Annotated in this window: 17 protein-coding genes, 3 tRNA genes and 1 pseudogene; 9 read left to right on the top strand and 12 right to left on the bottom strand. The window is 66.3% G+C overall.

Translation table 11 applies throughout. The features are described from left to right. Positions 1-18 precede the first annotated feature (18 nt). The 3 genes from IEW19_RS15800 to IEW19_RS15790 all read right to left on the bottom strand — a co-directional run bounded on the left by IEW19_RS15800 (position 19) and on the right by IEW19_RS15790 (position 2,424). Positions 19-642 carry an ATP-dependent Clp protease proteolytic subunit gene (locus IEW19_RS15800; protein ID WP_308420008.1) on the bottom strand — a complete coding sequence of 208 codons (624 nt, stop codon included), beginning with the start codon at positions 640-642 and terminating at the stop codon, positions 19-21. A 233-nt stretch (positions 643-875) separates the two neighbouring features. Continuing rightward, entirely contained in the window at positions 876-2,270 is a 1,395-nt protein-coding gene (tig, locus tag IEW19_RS15795; protein WP_188572558.1) for a trigger factor, read from the bottom strand. A 79-nt stretch (positions 2,271-2,349) separates the two neighbouring features. Next, a tRNA-Pro gene (locus IEW19_RS15790) sits at positions 2,350-2,424 on the bottom strand. A 131-nt stretch (positions 2,425-2,555) separates the two neighbouring features. Here IEW19_RS15790 and IEW19_RS15785 point away from each other — a divergent pair. Continuing rightward, positions 2,556-2,629: transfer RNA gene (locus IEW19_RS15785), tRNA-Gly, on the top strand. Between the two features lie 62 nt (positions 2,630-2,691). On the opposite strand, the gene IEW19_RS15780 is transcribed toward IEW19_RS15785, so the two are convergent. The 3 genes from IEW19_RS15780 to IEW19_RS15770 all read right to left on the bottom strand — a co-directional run bounded on the left by IEW19_RS15780 (position 2,692) and on the right by IEW19_RS15770 (position 5,247). Next, positions 2,692-3,651, bottom strand: a complete 960-nt coding sequence (locus tag IEW19_RS15780; protein ID WP_188572557.1) for an Fpg/Nei family DNA glycosylase — start codon at positions 3,649-3,651, stop codon at positions 2,692-2,694. Next, the gene (locus tag IEW19_RS15775) at positions 3,651-4,145 is read right to left on the bottom strand and encodes a ribose-5-phosphate isomerase (protein WP_188572556.1); all 495 of its coding nucleotides are present in this window, start codon (positions 4,143-4,145) and stop codon (positions 3,651-3,653) included. Before IEW19_RS15775 ends, IEW19_RS15780 begins: the two co-directional genes overlap by 1 nt. 70 nt (positions 4,146-4,215) lie before the next feature. Further along, positions 4,216-5,247, bottom strand: a complete 1,032-nt coding sequence (locus IEW19_RS15770; protein WP_188572555.1) for a hypothetical protein — start codon at positions 5,245-5,247, stop codon at positions 4,216-4,218. 173 nt (positions 5,248-5,420) lie between these two features. Here IEW19_RS15770 and pepN point away from each other — a divergent pair, with 173 nt between their 5' ends. Then, positions 5,421-7,982 (top strand): aminopeptidase N, encoded by a 2,562-nt coding sequence (gene pepN / locus IEW19_RS15765; protein ID WP_188572554.1) that lies wholly within the window; start codon positions 5,421-5,423, stop codon positions 7,980-7,982. Next, positions 7,979-8,452 carry an OsmC family protein gene (locus IEW19_RS15760; RefSeq protein ID WP_188572553.1) on the top strand — a complete coding sequence of 158 codons (474 nt, stop codon included), beginning with the start codon at positions 7,979-7,981 and terminating at the stop codon, positions 8,450-8,452. The genes pepN and IEW19_RS15760 overlap by 4 nt, the downstream gene beginning before the upstream one ends. Positions 8,453-8,560: 108 nt before the next feature. Here IEW19_RS15760 and IEW19_RS23595 read toward each other — a convergent pair. After that, positions 8,561-8,714, bottom strand: a pseudogene (locus IEW19_RS23595) (epimerase); the annotation flags it as partial. Between the two features lie 66 nt (positions 8,715-8,780). Here IEW19_RS23595 and IEW19_RS15755 point away from each other — a divergent pair. Beyond that, positions 8,781-9,464, top strand: coding sequence for a mechanosensitive ion channel family protein (locus IEW19_RS15755; RefSeq protein WP_188572552.1), 684 nt, complete (start codon positions 8,781-8,783; stop codon positions 9,462-9,464). Between the two features lies 1 nt (position 9,465). After that, a complete protein-coding gene (locus tag IEW19_RS15750) occupies positions 9,466-9,948 on the top strand; it encodes a globin (protein ID WP_308420005.1) in 483 nt (160 codons plus the stop codon). A gap of 46 nt (positions 9,949-9,994) precedes the next feature. Here the strand turns inward: IEW19_RS15750 and IEW19_RS15745 are convergent, their stop codons facing one another. Next, on the bottom strand, positions 9,995-10,654 hold the full coding sequence (locus tag IEW19_RS15745; protein ID WP_188572551.1) for a DUF8185 domain-containing protein: 660 nt from the start codon (positions 10,652-10,654) through the stop codon (positions 9,995-9,997). Positions 10,655-10,718: 64 nt separating this feature from the next. Between IEW19_RS15745 and IEW19_RS15740 the strand changes: the two genes are divergently transcribed. Beyond that, the gene (locus IEW19_RS15740) at positions 10,719-11,633 is read left to right on the top strand and encodes an acyl-CoA thioesterase (protein ID WP_188572550.1); all 915 of its coding nucleotides are present in this window, start codon (positions 10,719-10,721) and stop codon (positions 11,631-11,633) included. 114 nt (positions 11,634-11,747) lie between these two features. Here IEW19_RS15740 and ettA read toward each other — a convergent pair whose 3' ends face one another. The 3 genes from ettA to IEW19_RS15725 all read right to left on the bottom strand — a co-directional run bounded on the left by ettA (position 11,748) and on the right by IEW19_RS15725 (position 14,779). Beyond that, on the bottom strand, positions 11,748-13,430 hold the full coding sequence (gene ettA / locus IEW19_RS15735) for an energy-dependent translational throttle protein EttA (protein ID WP_188572549.1): 1,683 nt from the start codon (positions 13,428-13,430) through the stop codon (positions 11,748-11,750). 61 nt (positions 13,431-13,491) lie between these two features. Further along, complete coding sequence (locus IEW19_RS15730) at positions 13,492-14,052, bottom strand: DUF6993 domain-containing protein (protein WP_188572548.1); 561 nt, start codon at positions 14,050-14,052, stop codon at positions 13,492-13,494. A gap of 175 nt (positions 14,053-14,227) precedes the next feature. Further along, the gene (locus IEW19_RS15725; protein WP_188572547.1) at positions 14,228-14,779 is read right to left on the bottom strand and encodes a single-stranded DNA-binding protein; all 552 of its coding nucleotides are present in this window, start codon (positions 14,777-14,779) and stop codon (positions 14,228-14,230) included. A 206-nt stretch (positions 14,780-14,985) separates the two neighbouring features. Here IEW19_RS15725 and IEW19_RS15720 point away from each other — a divergent pair. Continuing rightward, a tRNA-Arg gene (locus IEW19_RS15720) sits at positions 14,986-15,058 on the top strand. Positions 15,059-15,108: 50 nt separating this feature from the next. Here IEW19_RS15720 and IEW19_RS15715 read toward each other — a convergent pair. Continuing rightward, on the bottom strand, positions 15,109-16,335 hold the full coding sequence (locus IEW19_RS15715; protein ID WP_188572546.1) for an ROK family protein: 1,227 nt from the start codon (positions 16,333-16,335) through the stop codon (positions 15,109-15,111). Between the two features lie 145 nt (positions 16,336-16,480). Between IEW19_RS15715 and xylA the strand changes: the two genes are divergently transcribed. Both xylA and xylB read left to right on the top strand, forming a co-directional pair. Beyond that, entirely contained in the window at positions 16,481-17,668 is a 1,188-nt protein-coding gene (xylA, locus tag IEW19_RS15710) for a xylose isomerase (RefSeq protein WP_188572545.1), read from the top strand. 3 nt (positions 17,669-17,671) lie between these two features. Then, positions 17,672-19,090 carry a xylulokinase gene (gene xylB / locus IEW19_RS15705; RefSeq protein ID WP_188572544.1) on the top strand — a complete coding sequence of 473 codons (1,419 nt, stop codon included), beginning with the start codon at positions 17,672-17,674 and terminating at the stop codon, positions 19,088-19,090. Positions 19,091-19,169 lie beyond the last annotated feature (79 nt).

Below are 19,169 nucleotides of genomic sequence, written 5' to 3'. Positions count from 1 at the left end.
AGGGGTTCTGGATGCCGGTTAGCTCTGGGAGGCTGATTCGCCGGAGGAATCGTTGGACGTTCCGCCGCCGCCTGCCACGGAGCCGGCGTGCGCGGCAATCTTGTCGAAGAAGCCGTATTCGAGGGCCTCCGCGGCGGTGAACCACTTGTCGCGGTCGTTGTCCTTGAGGATGGTTTCGACGGTCTGGCCGGTCTGGTCTGCGGTCAGTTCCGCCATGACCTTCTTCATGTGCAGGATCAGTTCGGCCTGGATCTTGATGTCGGACGCGGTGCCGCCGATGCCGCCGGAAGGCTGGTGCATCAGCACACGGGCGTTGGGGGTAGCGTACCGCTTGCCCTTGGTGCCCGACGAGAGCAGGAACTGTCCCATGGACGCTGCGAGCCCGGTGGCGACGGTTACGACGTCGTTGGGGATGAACTGCATGGTGTCGTAGATGGCCATGCCTGCGGTGACGGAGCCGCCGGGTGAGTTGATGTAGAGGTAGATGTCCTTTTCCGGGTTCTCGGCCGAGAGCAGGAGCAGCTGCGAGCAGATCGCGTTGGCGTTGTCATCACGCACCTCCGAGCCCAGCCAGATGATCCGCTCCTTGAGAAGGCGGTTGTAAATGTAGTTGTCCTGGGCTGCAGGATCGACGGTCGCCATCCGGGGGGCCTCTGAGTGCTGTGACATGTTTACTTACCTCTCACTGGTGACGGTGACATCACTGAAAATCACTACTTGGACACTAACCGGTTTCACCGGTGTTTTGTTCGCGCACTGAGGGCTGTTCGCTGACGGCGCACGATCGCCGAATCGGCGGAGTTCTGTTTCGGGTCCAACGCGAACGGCCCCCGGATCGGAAGGATTCAGGGGCCGTTGCTGCGGGTCAGTTGGGACTAGGCCTTGGCGTCTGCCGTGGTGTCCTCAGCGTCGACAACTTCGGCTTCGGGAGCTTCGGTTGCGTCAGCGTCGACTGCCTCCGCGGCGGGTGCTTCCTCACCGGCGGGGCGGACGAAGTCGCTCAGGTCGACAGCGTTGCCCTCGGTGTCGGTCACTGCGGCCTGGCCCAGGACGACGGCCAGTGCCTTGCGGCGGCGGACCTCGGAAACCATCATGGGGACCTGGCCGCTCTGATCGATGATCTGGGCGAACTGGTTGGGGTCCATGCCGTACTGGCTGGCGGTGGTGACGATGTAGTCGATCAGCTCGCTCTGGCTGACGTTGACTTCTTCCTTTTCCGCGATGGCGTCAAGGATGATCTCGTTCTGGAAGGCACGGGCCGTGTTGGCGCGGACCTCTTCGCGGTGCTCCTCGGTGTCGTGCTCGCCCTCGCCGTGGCCGTTGCCCTCCTGGAAGTGGGCTTCGAGCTGCTCTTCGACGACCGAGTCGGGAACGGGAACCTCGACCAGTTCCACCAGCTTGTCCAGGACCTTGTCCCTGGCCTCCACGCCCTGCTCCACGATCTTGGATTCCGAGGCCTGCTTGGCCAGGTCCTCACGGAGTTCGGCGAGGGTGTCGAATTCGGAGGCGAGCTGGGCGAAGTCATCGTTCGCCTCGGGCAGTTCGCGTTCCTTGACGGCCTTCACCACAACCTTGACCTGGGCTGCTTCGCCGGCGTGGTCGCCGCCCACCAGGGTGGTGTCGAAGATCGCGTCTTCGTCGGCGCTGAGGCCGGTCACGGCCTCGTCCATGCCCTCGAGCATGGTGCCGGCGCCAACCTGGTAGGACAGGCCGGCAGCGGAGTCAACTTCTTCGCCGTCGATCGTGGCGGTGATGTCGATGGTGAGGAAGTCGCCGTCGGCTGCGGGACGGTCAACGGACTTCAGCGTGCCGAAGCGGCCGCGCAGTTCGTCCAGTGCCTTGTCCACGTCAGCGTCGGAGGATTCCGCAGCCGCGACCTGGACCTCGATGCCGGAGTAGTCCGGGAGTTCGATTTCGGGGCGGACGTCCACCTCGGCGGCGAACTTCAGGCCGCCGTCGGTTGCGGAGGGATCGGGCACCTCGGTGATTTCCACCTCGGGACGGCTCAGCGGGCGGATGCCGGATTCCTGCACGGCAGCCTGGTACCAGCCGTTGAGGCCGTCGTTGATGGCCGTCTCCAGGACGTAGCCGCGGCCGACGCGCTGGTCGATGAGCTTGGCGGGAACCTTGCCCTTGCGGAAACCTGGGACCTGGATCTGCGAGGCAACAGTCTTGTAGGCCGAGTCGATGCTGGGCTTCAGTTCCTCAAAGGGGACCTCAACATTGAGCTTGACCCGCGTGGGGGTGAGATTCTCGACAGCACTCTTCACGGTCTAAGTACTCCTGGGTTGTGGGATGGGTTTCTGCAAACGCAGTTTGTGTCCAGGCCTACTGGTCCTGGCCGCAGAGTCGGGGTGACAGGATTTGAACCTGCGACTTCCTGCTCCCAAAGCAGGCGCTCTAGCCAAGCTGAGCTACACCCCGTAAGTGCACAGGCAAGTCTACGGTGATACGCGTCGCGATTGCACATTTGACACGTAGGCCATGGATTAGGTTTAGTTGTATCCGGCTTCAACAGCCAGCCCGGAGTTTCCGCGAAAAACGGATCTTCCTTCGGGGACGTAGCTTAATGGTAAAGCCTCAGTCTTCCAAACTGATTACGCGGGTTCGATTCCCGTCGTCCCCTCCACAAAAGATCAGGAACACGAAAAAGCCCCTCAACTTGAGGGGCTTTTTTCGTATTGGGCGGTCCTATGCCTGCGGCTGCTGGCAGTAGGGACACCAGTAAAGGTTCCGGCCTGCCAAGTCCGCGATGAGCACGATGGTGCGGCACACCCGGCAGGGCAGCCCGTGCCGCTTGTAGACGAAATGAACATCATCGCGGTGCGGGAAGTGCGCGCTTTTGGGCGGCACAGGCGTCCCTGCCGCGGCTGCCTTGGCCGCCGTGGTGCCATCGAGGGTCCAGTATTTCGGCGGGGTGGTGATGATCCGTCCGTCAGCGACGCCGTCGGTCATGACGGCGACGATGTCGCGCCACAGCCTGCGGGCATCGCCGTCCACCAGGGCGGTCCCGGGCAACAACGGATCAAGCCGACGGCGGAACAACACTTCCGCGCGGTAGACGTTACCGACGCCGGCAATCACCTTCTGGTCCATGAGCAGCGCGGCCAGCGGGGCCTTGCGCGACCTGACATTGGCGGCGAACCGGCCGGCGTCGCCGCGGAGGTTACGCAGGGGATCCGGCCCCAGCCGGGCCAGTACTGCGTCCGCCTCCGCGGCAGTGATGGTCTCGCAGGTGGTGGCCCCGCGAAGATCGGCCCAGCCATGGCTGCCGGCGAGCCTGACCCGCACGGCCCCCACGGGCGCCGGCGGACCTGCGTAAGGCGCGCCGCCGTCGTCGTCCCCGTCAGCGAAGGCTTCCCGTTCCCCTACCCGCCGCGGGGCCCCGATGCTGGAGGCGCCCGTGAAGGTACTGTCGCCGCCGAAGCTCCAGGCGCCGTAGAGGCCGAGGTGGACGTGGAGCACCAGCGAGTTGCCGAAGTGCAGGAACAGGTGCTTGCCGTGAGCTTCCGCGGCGAGCAGGGTATGCCCGTCGAGCAGGGCCGCTCCCCCGCTGAACCGCCCCTGGGGGCTGGAGACAGCGAGAGCCTGGCCGGCGAAGACATCGCCGAACTGCCGGGCAAGCCTGCGCACGGAATGGCCCTCAGGCACTACTCGATGACCTCGCCGGTTGCCTCGTAGACGGCAATCTTTTCGATCCTGCGGATGTGGCGCTCATCGTTGCTGAACGGCTCCGCCAGGAACGCTTCGACCAGTTCGGTGGCTTCTTCAAACGTGTGCTGGCGGCCGCCCAGGGCCACGACATTCGCGTCATTGTGCTCGCGGGCCAGGGTGGCCGTGGAGATGTTCCACGCGAGGGCCGCGCGGATGCCCCTGACCTTGTTGGCCGCGATCTGCTCACCGTTGCCGGAGCCGCCCAGCACGATGCCCAGGGCGTAGATTCCTGCCTGCCGGTCGGCCACCACGGCAAGGGCGGCGTTGATGCAGAACGACGGGTAGTCGTCCTGGGCGTCATAGACCTTGGGTCCGTGGTCCACCACGTCGTACCCCTTGCCGGTCAGGTGGGACACCAGATGGGCGCTGAGCTCCATGCCTGCGTGGTCGGTGGCGATATGGATCCGCGGGGAGGCAGGGGAAGTGGTCACGTGCAAAGTCCGTTCATTTGTGGGGCTGGCGGGCCGCCGGGTGGAGGCCGGAACGACAGGGATAAGGATACTAGGACACCCCGGCGTCAGGTTGCCCGTCGCCGGACGCGGGCGGAACTCCGCCCCGCCGGGCCCTGGCAGCCACCCGCGTGAGGACGTCGGCAAGGCGCGCGGCGGAGGCCTGGCTCCCGCCGCTGACGGCCAGGCGCTGGCCGTCAGTCTTGCTGACGAAGACGGCCGGGCCGCTGCTGACGAGCATGGCGGCGGTTCCGCGGTGGTGGCGGTAGCCCCACCCGCCGAAGTCCGCCGCCCTGACATCAGCAGCGCTGGCATCCGAGATGGCACCGGCGGGCACGTCCATGACCGGCACCACCCCGGCCAGCAAAACCTTCAGTCCGCGCCGGTCCGCGCTGATGCGGGCGAAGAGGAACGCGGCGCCGATGAGGGCCAGGACCACGAGCAGGATCCCCAGCCACGGGACCACCACGGCAACGAGGGCGGCCGGGAACAGGGAGGCGATGGCGATCATGACGAAGACGGAGCTCCTGGCGTGGACCCAGAGCCTGATGCTGTCGCGGGCAAGGTCGGGGTCCAGTTCCCTGGCGATGGCAACCTGGAGCGCCCGGTCGTCATCGGGTGACCACTGCCGGTCGGCTTTGTACACCATGGCCATGGCGACGCCAAGCGAGACTGCCGCGCCGCTGCCCAGGGCAAGGACGGTCATGTCCACCCGTGACTGCCGGGCGTCGGCCAGTCCGGTCTGGCCGATGAGGCCTGCGGCAAGGGCAGAGGTGATGAAGAGGCTGAGGAAGAGCCCGGCACCCATCATGATCCTGCGCATCAGCACGGGCCTGCCGAGGGGCACGGCCTGCAGCAGGACCAGCCACCCTGCAACGACAATCCCGGCGGCGCCCACCCCCACGTAGGCGCCGAAGGGCGCGAAGGCTGCACCGCCGTCGTCCGTCCAGCGGATGGCGAGCGGCTCCGGAAGGTCCGGGCGCAGCAGCGACGCGCAATAGACGAAGGCGGCGGCCAGGACGACGGGGAACCCGACGGCGAAGCGCAGGGCCCTGGTATCCACCGAATCCAGCAGCTTTCCCATGCAATTAACGCTACCCCTGCGGCGGCCCCGCCAGCCCCCATGCCCGGGACGCAGCAGGCTGTGAGCTGCGCAACTTGCCAAGGACGCCAAGGATGAAAGAATGCATCACAGTGCCGGAACCGGGACCACCGGCCGGCAACCGCAACTTCTCTGGAGGCCCTCTTTTGCCAGGTATGAACCTGACGCGCGCCGAAGCCCGTGAGCGCGCCGAACTGATCACCGTCGAGTCCTACGATGTCAGCCTGGACCTGACCCGCGGCGGAGAGGTCTTTGGCAGCTCCACCACCGTGAAATTCACCGCGGTACCGGGGTCCACCAGCTTCATCGACGCCGTCACCCGCACCGTGCACAGCGTGACCCTGAACGGGCGCAGCCTTGATCCCGCCGCGGTGTCCGACGGCGTGCGGATCCAGCTGCCGGACCTGGCGCAACACAACGAGCTGACCGTCGTGGCTGACATGCCCTACATGAACACCGGTGAAGGCCTGCACCGGTTCGTGGACCCGGTGGACAACGAGGTCTACCTGTATACGCAGTTCGAGGTTCCCGACTCCCGCAGGATGTTCACCGTCTTCGAGCAGCCGGACCTGAAGGCAACCTTCGCCTTCACTGTTACGGCGCCGGCGCACTGGGACGTCATCTCCAACTCCCCCACCCCCGAACCGGCGCAGGCAGGGGACGGTACCGCCAGCTCAGTGTGGACCTTCGCGCCGACGCCCCGGCTGTCCTCCTACGTCACCGCCCTGATCGCCGGTCCCTACGAGTCTGTCCGCAGCGAAGTGACCGGCTCGGACGGTCGCGTCATCCCGCTCGGGGTCTTTGCGCGGAAGTCGCTGATGCAGTACCTGGACGCGGAGAACATCTTCGAACTCACGCGGCAGGGCTTCGGTTTCTTCGAGGCGCAGTTCGGCTGCCCTTACCCGTTCGAGAAATACGACCAGTTGTTCGTTCCGGAGTTCAACGCCGGCGCCATGGAGAACGCGGGTGCGGTGACCATCCTGGAGGGCTACGTCTTCCGCAGCAAGGTCACCGGGGCGCAGATTGAGCGGCGCGCCATAACGGTGCTCCACGAACTGGCGCACATGTGGTTCGGCGACCTTGTAACCATGCGGTGGTGGAACGACCTGTGGCTTAACGAGTCCTTCGCGGAATACATGTCGCACCTGGCGGCGGTGGAGGCAACGTCCTTCACCAGCGCCTGGACGACGTTCGCCTCAGTGGAGAAGTCCTGGGCCTACCGCCAGGACCAGCTGCCCACCACGCACCCCATTTTTGCCGAGATCAACGACCTGCAGGATGTTGAGGTCAACTTCGACGGCATCACCTACGCAAAGGGCGCCTCTGTGCTGCGGCAGCTGGTGGCCTGGGTTGGGCCTGAGCAGTTCATGGCAGGTGTCCGGGAGTATTTCGCCAAGCACTCCTGGCAGAACACGGAGCTGCGCGACCTGCTGGTGGAGCTGGAAAAGGCCAGCGGGCGCGACCTGGACGACTGGGGCCGGCAGTGGCTGGAGACCGCCGGCGTCAACACGCTCAGCCCGGAGCTGGACGTTGACTCCGACGGGACGCTGCGGTCCTTTGCCATCCTGCAGTCCGCGGTTCCCGAGTGGCCCACGATCCGCCCGCACCGCCTTGCCGTGGGCTTCTACGACCTGGACTCCGCCGGAAAACTTGAGCGCGTGCACCGCGAGGAGTTGGATGTAGACGGCGAACGCACCGAGGTGCCGGCACTGGCCGGCCTGGCCCAGCCGGACCTGATCCTCATCAACGACGACGACCTGGCCTATGCCAAGGTACGGCTTGATCCGAAGTCGCTGGCCACCGCCACGGCGCACTTGAAGGATTTCGGCGCCAGCCTGCCGCGGACCCTCGTCTGGAACTCAGCGTGGGACGCTGCCCGGGACGGTGAGACTCCGGCCCGGAAGTACGTGGAGCTGATCCTTGCCAACGTCGCCGCGGAAACTGATTCCTCCGTGATCCTGGTCCAGCTCCGCCAGCTGGCCACTACCCTCAACTTCTATGTGGCCGAGGAGCACCGCGAGGCCACCACGGTTGCAGCCGTTGACCGGCTGTGGGATCTGGCCTCGGATGTTCCGGGCGGCTCCGATGCGCAGCTGCAGTTTGTCAAGTCCTTCGCGCTCCTCGCGCGAAGCGCGTCCCAGCTGGACCGGGTGGCCGGCATGCTGGACGGGTCGGTTGCCCTCGAGGGCCTAAGCGTGGACCAGGACCTCCGCTGGGAACTGCTGGCTTCGCTCGTGGCCGGGGACCGGGTGGGGCAGGACGGCATCGACGCAGAGCTGCAGCGGGACAACACGTCCAGCGGGCAGAACGCCGCGGCGCTGGCCAAGGCAGCCATCCCCACCGTCGAGGCGAAAGCCGCGGCGTGGGAATCCATTGTGGTCAAGGGAGAGCTTTCCAACGCACTGCAGGGATCGGCGGTGGCCGGCTTCACGCGGGTACTGGACCGCTCGCTGTTGGAGCCGTACTCCGAAAAGTACTTCGCGGCGGTGCCGGGCATCGTGGCAACCCGGACCCACGCACTCGCCCAGCAGATCGTCGTCGGCCTCTACCCGGCACTGCTGACCACGCAGGCCACCATCGACCGGACGGACGCGTTCCTGGCATCGCTGCCGGCGGAGAGCGCCGCACTGCGGCGGATGATGCTGGAGAACCGCGACGGCGTTGCCCGCGCCCTGCGTGCCCGTGCCGCCGACGTGCTCCCTGACGGACCGCAGTGAGCATCGGCGAACACAGGTATTCGCTGGCAGTCCAATGGACCGGCAACCTGGGTGGAGGCACCTCGTCCTACCGGAGCTACTCCAGGGACCATGACGTGCTCATTCCGGGCCTGCCGGTACTGAAGGGCTCTGCGGATCCGACATTCCACGGGGACCGGGCAAGGTACAACCCCGAGCAGCTCCTGCTGGCCGCGCTGGCCCAGTGCCACATGCTGTCCTATCTGCATGTGGCCGTGAAGCACGGGGTGGTGGTCACGGACTACCGGGACGAGGCCACCGGCCTGATGCGGCTGAACCGGGACGGCAGCGGCCAGTTCGAACAGGTGACCCTGCACCCCCATGTGACGGTAGCCGACGCCGCGCAGGCAGAACTGGCGGCCGGCCTGCACCACGAGGCGAACGAGGTGTGCTTCATTGCCAGGAGCGTGAATTTCCCGGTGGACCACGAGCCTGTGACGGTGGTGGGCTAGGCTCCACCTCCGGTGGAGAACACGTCCACGAGCCGGCTTTCCACGGAGGGCGGCAGGCCGGCGTTCCCGGGCCGGTCCAGCCCGCGGGCGCGTTCGTCGCCCGGTGTAGGCGGCCGGGCCCGCCCTGACCCAGTGCGCGCCCTGCGGCGGCTCAGCCGCTGCGCCGCGGGCCAGGCACGTTACGTCACGGCCCCGCGGCAAGGGCCTGCCCGGCAATTTCCTTGGAGAGGAAGGCTTGTCCGCCCAGGATGAGGATGCGCATTGCTCCACGCGACGGCGCTAGGGTTGAAGGAGAAAAGAGCAATATCTCAAGGAGCTACTTCCCCCTATGGTCAGCATGTTGTCCATCCTTCCCCCTGCCGCAAGCCAACCCAACGGGATCAGCTTCCCGGGCATCGTTATCAGCCTCGGCGTCGGCGTCGCCGTCTGGCTTGTGGCCACGTTTATCATTTCCCGCATCACCAAGCGGGTGGCGTCAGGCAGCAATTTCTTCAAGAAGCCCACGTTCAAGTGGGCAGCCCCGGCATTTCGCGCACTGGACCATGAACGGCGGGTGCAGCGAGCGGAGACCATCGGTTCGCTGCTTAGCAGCGTGGTCGGAGTGCTCGTGGTAATCATCACCGGCATGTACGTGCTGCAGAACCTGGACATCAACATTGCTCCGCTGCTGACCAGCGTGGGCATCCTGGGTGTGGCGATCGGCTTTGGCGCACAGCAGCTGATCCGCGACTTCCTGGCCGGAATCTTCATTACCATTGAAGACCAGTACGGAATCGGCGACGTGATCGAAACCAGCGAAGTGGTGGGCGTGGTGGAGTCCATGGGGCTGCGGATTACCCGTGTCCGCTCGGACGACGGCGCCATCTGGTACCTGCGCAACGGCGAGATCCTGCGCGTGGGCAACCGGTCGCAGGGACGGTACGTTCCTCTGCACGAATCCGGGGATGGAACCACGGACCAGGGCTCGGCACAGGTTGAGACCAAGAAGACTGACCAGAAAGCCGGGGACTAGCATGTCGCTTCCTATCGAACCGCGCCCTGCCGAAGGTGGACCTGCCCAGCCGCAGCAGCGGCCCCAGCTGATGCAGAACGATCCCTTCAGCAAGCCGGCTTACACCGACAGCTTCTACGACGCAGTGGGCGGCCATGACACCTTCGTGAAGCTCATCGATGTCTTTTATGACGGCGTCGCCACCGATCCCCTGCTGCGCCCTATGTACCCGGAGGAGGACCTGGCCCCCGCGAAGCGCCGGTTCCTGATGTTCCTTGAGCAGTACTGGGGCGGTCCCACAACTTACGGTGAGGAGCGTGGCCACCCACGGCTTCGCATGCGGCACGTGCCCTTCAAGGTCACGCCCGAGGCGAAGGACCGTTGGTTGTTCCATATGCGCGCCGCGGTGGACGCCCTGGAACTGCCTGCCCTCTACGAGGGAACCCTGTGGGACTACATGGACCGGGCGGCGCTGTCCATGGTGAACAGTCCTTCCGAGGGCTGACACCGGCATCCTCGTCTGCCGGATGCCCGCAGGGCCGGCCCGGAGTTTACAGAAGGCCGCTTCCGGTCCGCGCCAGGACGTGGCCGCGAGGACCGGTAAGCCGGAACCAGCGCCCGGCACGGTACAGCTTCTGGTCGCCGTCTGCCAGGAAACCCAGCGCGAGGGCTGCGAAAGCAGCACCGGCGGGCAGGCCGGAGCTGTCCAGTTCCCGCCCCCAAACGGCCGCCCGGGCGTTGTTGACAATGAGGGCGCCCGGCTTGTCGGGCACGATGCCCGCCACTTCGGCGATGCCCGCTTCGGCGGCCGCGCGGAGGTGGGCGTCGCTTACCGCCCCCAGCAGTTCCCATCCGCCCCGTGGGGCGCCTACGCCAGTCCAGGATTCGGTGACCGTTGTGGGCGGGACGGGCAGTTCGACGTCGTGCTCCCCCGCGCGTGCCAGCCGGTCCAGGACAGCCGACAGCGACACCGTGACGTCCGTTCCCGACGGTTCCGCCAGCGCAGTGGTGCGCAAGCCCAGGATGGTGGGCGTCGATTCGCCCAGCAGTCTGGGCCGCAGGACGCACACGTAGGCGGCCAGGACGGAACCAGCGGCCTGCAGGCGGATGGCGCCGTCGTCGATGGCCTTGGCGCGCGTGGCGAACGTCTTCAGGTCGGCGAGATCCCGGGGATCGGCGAAACGGAAGGATGAGGTGAGAAGATCAGACACACCAAGAACACTACCGGCTGCACTCCGGTTGAGTGGTTCCCGCGGCGCCGTCTAGAGTCGGACCATGACTGAAGCCGAAGCCGGACTGCTGGCCCCGCCAAGCGGAGACCCCACCTCATCGCTGATCGAACTGCTGGACCTTGGCGAACTTGAGGGCGCACGGACGGACGAGGATATTTTCCTGGGCCCATCACAGCGGCAGCCGCACCACCGCGTGTTCGGTGGCCAGGTGCTTGCGCAGTCACTTGTCGCGTCCATCAGGACAGTGGATCCGGAACGGTTTGTCCACTCCATGCACGGCTACTTCCTGCGGCCCGGCGATGCCAACAAGCCCATCACCTTCGGTGTGCAGCGGCTCCGCGACGGCCGGTCGTTTTCCGCGCGGCGCGTCCACGCCTACCAGGACGGCGTGCCCATCCTGTCCATGATCGCGTCTTTCCAGGGTGAGGACGAAGGGGTGGACCACTCCTCGATGATGCCGGCCGGAATCCCGGACCCTGAATCCCTGCCCAGCACGGCAGACCTGCTGGGGAAGTTCGACCATCCGGTGGCACGGCATTGGGCCTACGAGCGTCCCTTCGACATCCGCCACATCGACGCGGCGCTGTACGTCTCCGCGGCCGGCCCGCGGGAGGCCCGCAACGCCGTCTGGATGAAGACGTTCGGGCCGATGCCGGACGACCCCAACCTGCACCGCGCCGCCCTGGCCTATGCCAGCGACTACACACTGCTCGAATCCATCCTTCGGCGGCATGGCCTGAGCTGGATCACCCCCGGCATGAATGTTGCCAGCCTGGACCACGCGATGTGGTGGCACCGTCCGGCCCGGGTGGACGAATGGCTGCTGTACGTCCAGGAGTCCCCCAGTGCGCACGGCGCGCGCGGGCTGGCCACCGGCAAGATTTTCAACCGCGAGGGCCAGCACGTGGCATCGGTTGCCCAGGAGGGGATGGTGCGCGTTCCCGCCGGCCAGGCATAGGGAGTATCAGCCCCTGGCATGAAGAAACAATGAGGAAGGCCGGCACCCGAAACTGAACGGGTGCCGGCCTTCCTTGTCATGCAAATACGCGCGTTGTTTCCGTGCGCCCCCAGACTAGTCGCGGGTCAGGCGCCGGTGGGTGACGCGGTGCGGCTTGGCGGCGTCCGGGCCCAGGCGCTCCACCTTGTTCTCCTCGTAGGATTCGAAGTTGCCCTCGAACCAGTACCACTTGGAGGGATTCTCATCGTCACCTTCGTAGGCCAGGATGTGGGTGGCCACCCGGTCCAGGAACCACCGGTCGTGCGAAACCACCACGGCGCAACCGGGGAACTCGAGCAGCGCGTTTTCCAGGCTGCTGAGGGTTTCGACGTCGAGGTCGTTGGTGGGCTCATCGAGGAGCAGCAGGTTTCCGCCCTGCTTCAGGGTCAGCGCCAGGTTCAGGCGGTTGCGTTCACCACCGGAGAGCACTCCTGCCTTCTTCTGCTGGTCCGGGCCCTTGAAACCGAATGCCGCGACGTAAGCGCGGGAAGGCATCTCCACGTTGCCCACCTGGATGAAGTCCAGACCATCGGAGACGACCTCCCACAGCGTCTTGTTCGGGTCGATGCCCCCGCGGCTCTGGTCAGCGTAGGAGATCTTGACCGAGTCACCGATCTTCAGTTCGCCGCCGTCGAGCGGTTCCAGGCCGACGATCGTCTTGAAAAGGGTGGACTTGCCCACACCGTTGGGACCGATAACGCCCACGATGCCGTTGCGGGGCAGGGTGAAGGACAACCCGTCGATCAGGACCCGCTCATCGAAGCCCTTCTGCAGGTTCTTGGCCTCCAGGACCAGGCCACCCAGGCGGGGTCCCGGTGGAATCTGGATCTCCTCGAAGTCAAGCTTGCGGGTGCGGTCCGCTTCCGCTGCCATTTCCTCGTAACGGGCCAGTCGGGCCTTCGATTTGGTCTGGCGGCCCTTGGCGTTGGACCGGACCCATTCGAGTTCCTCGGCGAGCCGCTTGGCCTGCTTGGCGTCCTTCTTGCCCTGGATCTCAAGGCGGGCGCGCTTCTTCTCCAGGTAGGTGGAGTAGTTGCCCTCGTAGGGGTAAAGGTGGCCGCGGTCCACTTCGGCGATCCATTCCGCAACGTGGTCCAGGAAGTACCGGTCGTGGGTGACGGCGAGGACGGCGCCGGGGTAGCTGGAGAGGTGCTGTTCCAGCCACAGCACGCTTTCGGCGTCCAGGTGGTTGGTGGGCTCGTCGAGGAGCAGAAGGTCAGGCTTCTGCAGGAGGAGCTTGCAGAGTGCTACCCGGCGGCGCTCACCGCCGGAAAGGTTGGTGACATCGGCATCCGCCGGTGGGCAGCGGAGGGCGTCCATGGCCTGCTCCAGCTGGGAATCCAGGTCCCAAGCGTCAGCGGCATCGATGGCTTCCTGCAGTTTGCCCATTTCCTCGAGGAGGGTGTCATAGTCGGCATCGGGGCTGGCCATTTCCTCGGAGATCTCATTGAACCGCTGGATCTTGCCGTAGATCTCGCCAACGCCTTCCTGGACGTTGCCCAGGACAGTCTTTTCCTCGTTGAGCGGCGGTTCCTGGAGCAGGATCCCCACGCTGTAGCCGGGGCTGAGCCTGGCTTCACCGTTGGAGGGCGTGTCCAGCCCGGCCATGATCTTGAGGATGGTGGACTTACCGGCACCGTTCGGGCCCACAACACCAATCTTGGCGCCCGGGAAGAAGGACATGCTTACGTCATCAAGAATGAGTTTTTCGCCAACGGCCTTGCGGGCCTTGGTCATTGTGTAGATAAATTCCGCCATGATCTCAAATCTAGTGGGTTGGCGGGCATATCTCACATTTGCGGCCGGGAGGCGGGCGCGTTCAGGAGCCCACGAAACACTTTCCGCTGGCCAGGACCGGGAGGACGGTGACGGTCACGGCACCTTCACGTATCTGGCCGATGACGCAGTCCTTGCCTTGCAGCACCGCCGCCTCGATGGCGTCCGCCTCCAGCCCGGTGGGCGTCCGGCTTTGCGAGACCTGTTGCACTGCCGGCGCGATGCCCGCTCCGGTCAGGGCCTCGCTGACCTGTGCCGTGGCCGGTTTAGGAGTTCCTGCCGCCAATTTGTCCAGCGCATCCGTCACGGTCCGTTTTACCGTTTCCGTGGCTGCGGCATCCGCTGGAGATGCTCCGGCCGATGTGTTGGCCAGCGGTTCCTCAGCGGGGCCGCTACCTTGCGGCGTTGGAGTTGCGGCCGGCTGTCCGTGCCCGGCAGGGGAAGCGGCGGCGGCCGGTGATGATGCCTGCCCGCCGTTGCCCTCAACTGCCGGCCGGCTGGAGGAAGGACCGGCAACGCACCCCGACAGCAATGCGGCCATGACAACGCTCGCCAGCGCTGCACCGGCCCGGTTGTTCTGCCGGTGGTAGGGGGTGTGCCGCATGGTGTCATTCTGCCACGGGTATCGGGGCCATCCGTTCACTATGGCCTCCCGTGAGCATCGGCCGCTCATGGGTTGGCCGGCGGCGGGAACTGGCGGACGGACGGAGGGCGGACGGGGGTGCCGCCGATCCGTCCGCCCGGGACTGGACGGGAACGCTGATACTGATACGTGTTTCCTAGACTTCGGCGAGTTCCCCCGTTTCCAGGTCAAGGGAGGCGAGGGCGCCGTCCCTGTCCTCGATGACGAGGGTGGCAGGGCCGTGGTCTTCGGAGTGTTCGTCCTCGCGGTCCTCGGGCTCGTCCGGAACCTGGTCCATCCCGGACTCGTCATCCGGGGCCGGCGGCTGCTCCACGAGGGAAAGCGCAGGCCTGGCGGCGGTGCGGATGAAGTTGGCCGAGCCAAACGTGAGGTCGTGCCCCACGGCTTCAGCGTCGATGACGGTGGAGTGATACACCCGCCCATCCTTTTCCCAAGAGCGGATCTTCAGCTTGCCCACGACGATGACGGGCTGGCCCTTCCTGATGCTGCAGCCCAGGGTTCCGGCAAGGTTGCGGTAGCCCTGGACGGTGAACCAGTTGGTATGCCCGTCACCCCATGTTTTGGATTCCCGGTCAAAGCGGCGGGAGGTGGAACCGAGCCGGAAGGAAGCTGTTGCAACTCCCCCTGGCGTGGTGGAACTGGTTATCTCGGTGGCCACGAAACCCCGAATGGTGATCGATTCGCTCATGTCTACGTCCTGTCTGGATAGTGGCGCCTTTTGCAGGCACCACCAGCATCGCGCCGGACCGCAGCGGGCAGGAGGCGCGGGTTCCCCTATGTGGATAAAGCCAGGCGGACAGCAGGTGTGGAGGAACAGTGGCCGCTGGCTGACACCGCCGGCACCCCGGGCAATGTAAACTTTTTGAGGCGCCGGCATCCAGGCCGGAAGCCAATGCCTCAGTAGCTCAGGGGATAGAGCAGCGGCCTTCTAATCCGCCGGTCGGGGGTTCGATTCCCTCCTGGGGCACCGTGGTGGATGGCGCCCCGGTCTTCGGACCGGGGCGTTTGCTCTGGCACCTAGGCGTGCAGCCGGTGCGGCGCCTCCACCAGGGACCGGATCACGCTGCCGGCCGCTCCCAACAGAGCACCTGGCTCCCCGACCGCAGACACGGTGACCTGCTCCGACGCATACTTGCCGGGCGCATACTTGTGCAGGCTGGCCATCAGCGGAGCACGCAGCCAGTGTTCCAGGACAGCGAAGTGGCCGCCAAGAACCACGGAGTGGATATTGACCACCCGCGCCGTGGACGCAAGCGCTATCCCCAGGCAGCCGCCCGCGCGTTCGACGGCGGCCATCGCCTTGGGCTCTCCGGCCTCCAGCGCCCGCAGGAGTGCTGACATGGCCTGGGACCGTGAACCGCCGTCCGCCGCAAGCCCGGCAGCAGTGAAGATCGCATCCTGGCCGGCCACCGTCTCCAGGCAACCCGTTCCCCCGCACGAACAGAGGCCGCCGTCGGGGTCCACCACGATGTGTCCCACCTCCCCGGCATGGCCCTCAGGGCCGGTGAAGAGTTCGGAGCCGATGACAATCCCGCCGCCGACGCCCACCTCGCCGGAGACGAAGAGGAAGTTCGATGCCCCGTGCGGCCGGTGCCGGAGTTCGGCCAGGGCCGCCGCATTGGCCTCGTTGAACAGCGCAATCCCCAATGGAACTTCGGGCAACAACGCGTCAAGGTCGAGGTCCACGTTGATCCAGCCCAGGTTGGGGGCGGTAAGCACGCGCACCCGGGCAGGGTCCACGAGTCCGGGAACGGCCAGCCCTCCGCCCAGGACCTGGATCCCCTGCTCCCCTGCCATGCTCCGCACTCTTGCTGCAAGGACCGCGAGTGCCGCCAGCACGGGCCCGTAAGGGCTGTTGCGGTTATCGCGTTCCTGCACCTCCCTGAGGAGTACAACACCGGCCAGGTCAACGACTGCAACAGAGATGTAGTCCACGTTGATTTCCATGCCCATGACCGCACGGCCTGGATTAAGCTCCAGCCCCACTCCCGGCCGGCCGCGCCCCTGCGGGTTCAGGCCGATTTCGCTGATGATCCCGGCATCCAGAAGATCCAGCACCAGGCTGGATACCGATGCTTTCGTCAGTCCGGTAGCGGCCGCCACCTGGGCGCGGCTGGGAAAGGAGCCGGGCGGGAACTCGGCGATTGCGCCCAAGACCAGCGCCAGGTTGCTGCGCCGGACGTCCCCCACGCTGCCTGGCGCCGCGCCTCCGGGTCCCGCCACTGCAGGCGCCGGCATCACCATCACAAAGCTCCTCGGTCAAAAAGGTCCGTCAATTTCCGGCTGTCACCCCGCTGGGCTATTGACCCCACCATACGTCCGCTCATATAGTTCAGGCAATGAACTAAAAGCTCTGCACATCCACGGAGCCCGATCGCAAGGACGCATCATGACTCTTTCCCCCACCCCCGCTGACAAGTTCACCTTTGGCCTCTGGACTGTCGGCTGGACCGGTGCCGATCCGTTCGGCGTGGCCACCCGCGCTGCCCTCGACCCGGTGGAAGCAGTCCACCGCCTGGCAGAGCTTGGCGCCTACGGCATCACCTTCCACGACAACGACCTGGTCCCGTTCGAGGCCTCCGCTTCGGAGCGGGAACTGATCCTGAAGAACTTCCGTGCCGCCCTGGCGGAGACCGGGCTGAAGGTTCCCATGGTCACCACCAACCTGTTCAGCCACCCGGTGTTCAAGGACGGCGGCTTCACCTCCAATGACCGCTCCATCCGCCGCTTCGCCCTGTCCAAGGTCCTGCACAACATCGACCTCGCCGCAGAACTTGGCGCCGAAACCTTCGTCATGTGGGGCGGGCGCGAAGGCAGCGAATATGACGGCTCCAAGGACCTCGCCGCCGCCCTGGACCGGATGAAGGAAGGCGTGGACACCGCCGCCGGCTACATCAAGGACAAGGGCTACAACCTGCGCATCGCGCTCGAACCCAAGCCCAACGAACCCCGTGGCGATATCTTCCTGCCGACCGTCGGCCACGGCCTGGCCTTCATCGCCCAGCTCGAACACGGCGACATCGTGGGCCTGAACCCCGAAACCGGCCACGAGCAGATGGCCGGGCTGAACTTCACCCACGGCATCGCCCAGGCCCTCTGGGCCGGCAAGCTCTTCCACATCGACCTCAACGGCCAACGCAGCATCAAGTACGACCAGGACCTCGTCTTCGGCCACGGCGACCTCACCAGCGCCTTCTTCACCGTGGACCTGCTTGAGAACGGCTTCCCCGGCGGCGGCCCGAAGTACGACGGCCCGCGGCACTTCGACTACAAGCCCTCCCGGACCGACGGCTACGACGGCGTCTGGGAATCCGCCAAAGCCAACATGGCCATGTACCTGCTCCTCAAGGAACGGGCCCTGGCCTTCCGCGCCGACCCGCAGGTGCAGGAAGCCCTCAAGACCTCCGGCGTCCTCGAACTCGGCGAACCCACCCTCAACGCCGGCGAAAGCACCTCCGACCTGCTCGCCGACACCAGCGCGTTCGAGGACTTCAATGCCGATAAGGCCGCAGAACGCTCCTTCGCGTTCGTCCGCCTCAACCAGCTCGCCATCGAACACCTCCTCGGCGCCCGCTAGGCCATGGTGCTCGTCGCAGGCATCGACAGCTCCACGCAGTCCTGCAAGGTGGTGGTCCGCGATGCGGACACCGGAGCCCTGGTCCGCCAGGGCCGGGCGGCGCACCCTGAGGGCACGGAGGTCCACCCGGACCACTGGTGGGCTGCCCTGCAGAAAGCGGTGGCGGACGCCGGCGGACTGGATGACGTCGGCGCCGTCTCCGTCGGCGGCCAGCAGCACGGCATGGTCTGCCTGGACAGCGACGGTGCGGTGGTCCGCCCCGCCCTGCTGTGGAACGACACCCGGAGTGCCGGCGCGGCGGCGGAGCTCATCAACAGTGCCGGCGGCGGCGATCCCGCCACCGGCGCCCAGTACTGGGCCCGCGCCACCGGAACAGTGCCCGTGGCGTCCCTGACCGTGACCAAGCTGCGCTGGCTGGCCGACAACGAACCGGAAAACGCGGCAAGTGTGGCCGCCGTGTGCCTCCCGCATGACTGGCTGACCTGGCGGCTTGCCGGCTTCGGTCCGGGCAGCGGCCGGGAAGGCCTGGAGGCGCTGGCCACAGACCGTTCCGACGCGTCAGGCACGGGATACTACTCGACGGCGGCGGGCCGGTATCTCGCTGACGTCGTGTCCGCGTCACTCGGCCATGTGCCGCTCCTTCCCAAGGTCCTGGGCCCCCTGGAAGCGGCGGGAAGGACTCCGGCGGGCACCCTCCTGGGCGCCGGTGCCGGCGACAACGCGGCCGCTGCACTCGGCGCAGGCGCCGCGCTGGGCGACGTGGTGATGTCGCTGGGAACGTCAGGCACGGTGTTTGCGGTCTCGGATACGCCGGCGGCAGATGCGTCGGGACTCGTGGCCGGGTTCGCGGACGCTGCCGGTCATTACCTGCCGTTGGTGTGCACCTTGAATGCCACGCGCGTCTTCGATGCCACGGCCGCCCTGCTGGACGTGGACCTGCCGGAGTTCAACCGGCTTGCCTTGTCCGCCGGGCCCGGCGCCGGAGGCCTCATCCTGGTCCCCTACTTCGACGGGGAGAGGACGCCCAACCTGCCGGACGCCACCGGTTCCCTGCACGGCATCACCCGGTCCAACTACACGCCGGCCAACCTGGCGCGCGCCGCCGTCGAAGGCGTGGTCTGTTCCCTGGCGGACGGCCTTGCCGCGCTGCAGGACCAGGGAGTGTCTGTCCGCCGGATCCTCCTGGTGGGCGGGGGCGCCCAGTCCCCAGCCGTGCAGGAAGTCGCAGCGGCCCTGCTGGGAACCGGAATCAGGGTTCCGCAGCCGGGTGAGTACGTCGCCGACGGTGCCGCCCGCCAGGCCGCGGCGGCGCTAACCGGACATTTTCCTGAGTGGGCGGCCGACGGCGTCGACCTTCCACAAGGAAAGGACGACGGCGGCGTGCTGGCGAGGTACCGCCGGTTCGCCTCGCTGTACACCTAAGGGAAACGCAGACAGAAGACCCGGACCGCCAGCGGTCCGGGTCTTCTGTAGGTGGGGCGCAGGCTCCTGCCGTGACGTA

Origin of the sequence: Arthrobacter liuii (assembly GCF_014639275.1) — a bacterium.
Classification (GTDB): Bacteria; Actinomycetota; Actinomycetes; order Actinomycetales; family Micrococcaceae; genus Arthrobacter; species Arthrobacter liuii.
The sequence above is the reverse complement of the archived record's forward strand: the minus strand, read 5'-3'. Positions and strand labels throughout refer to the sequence as shown.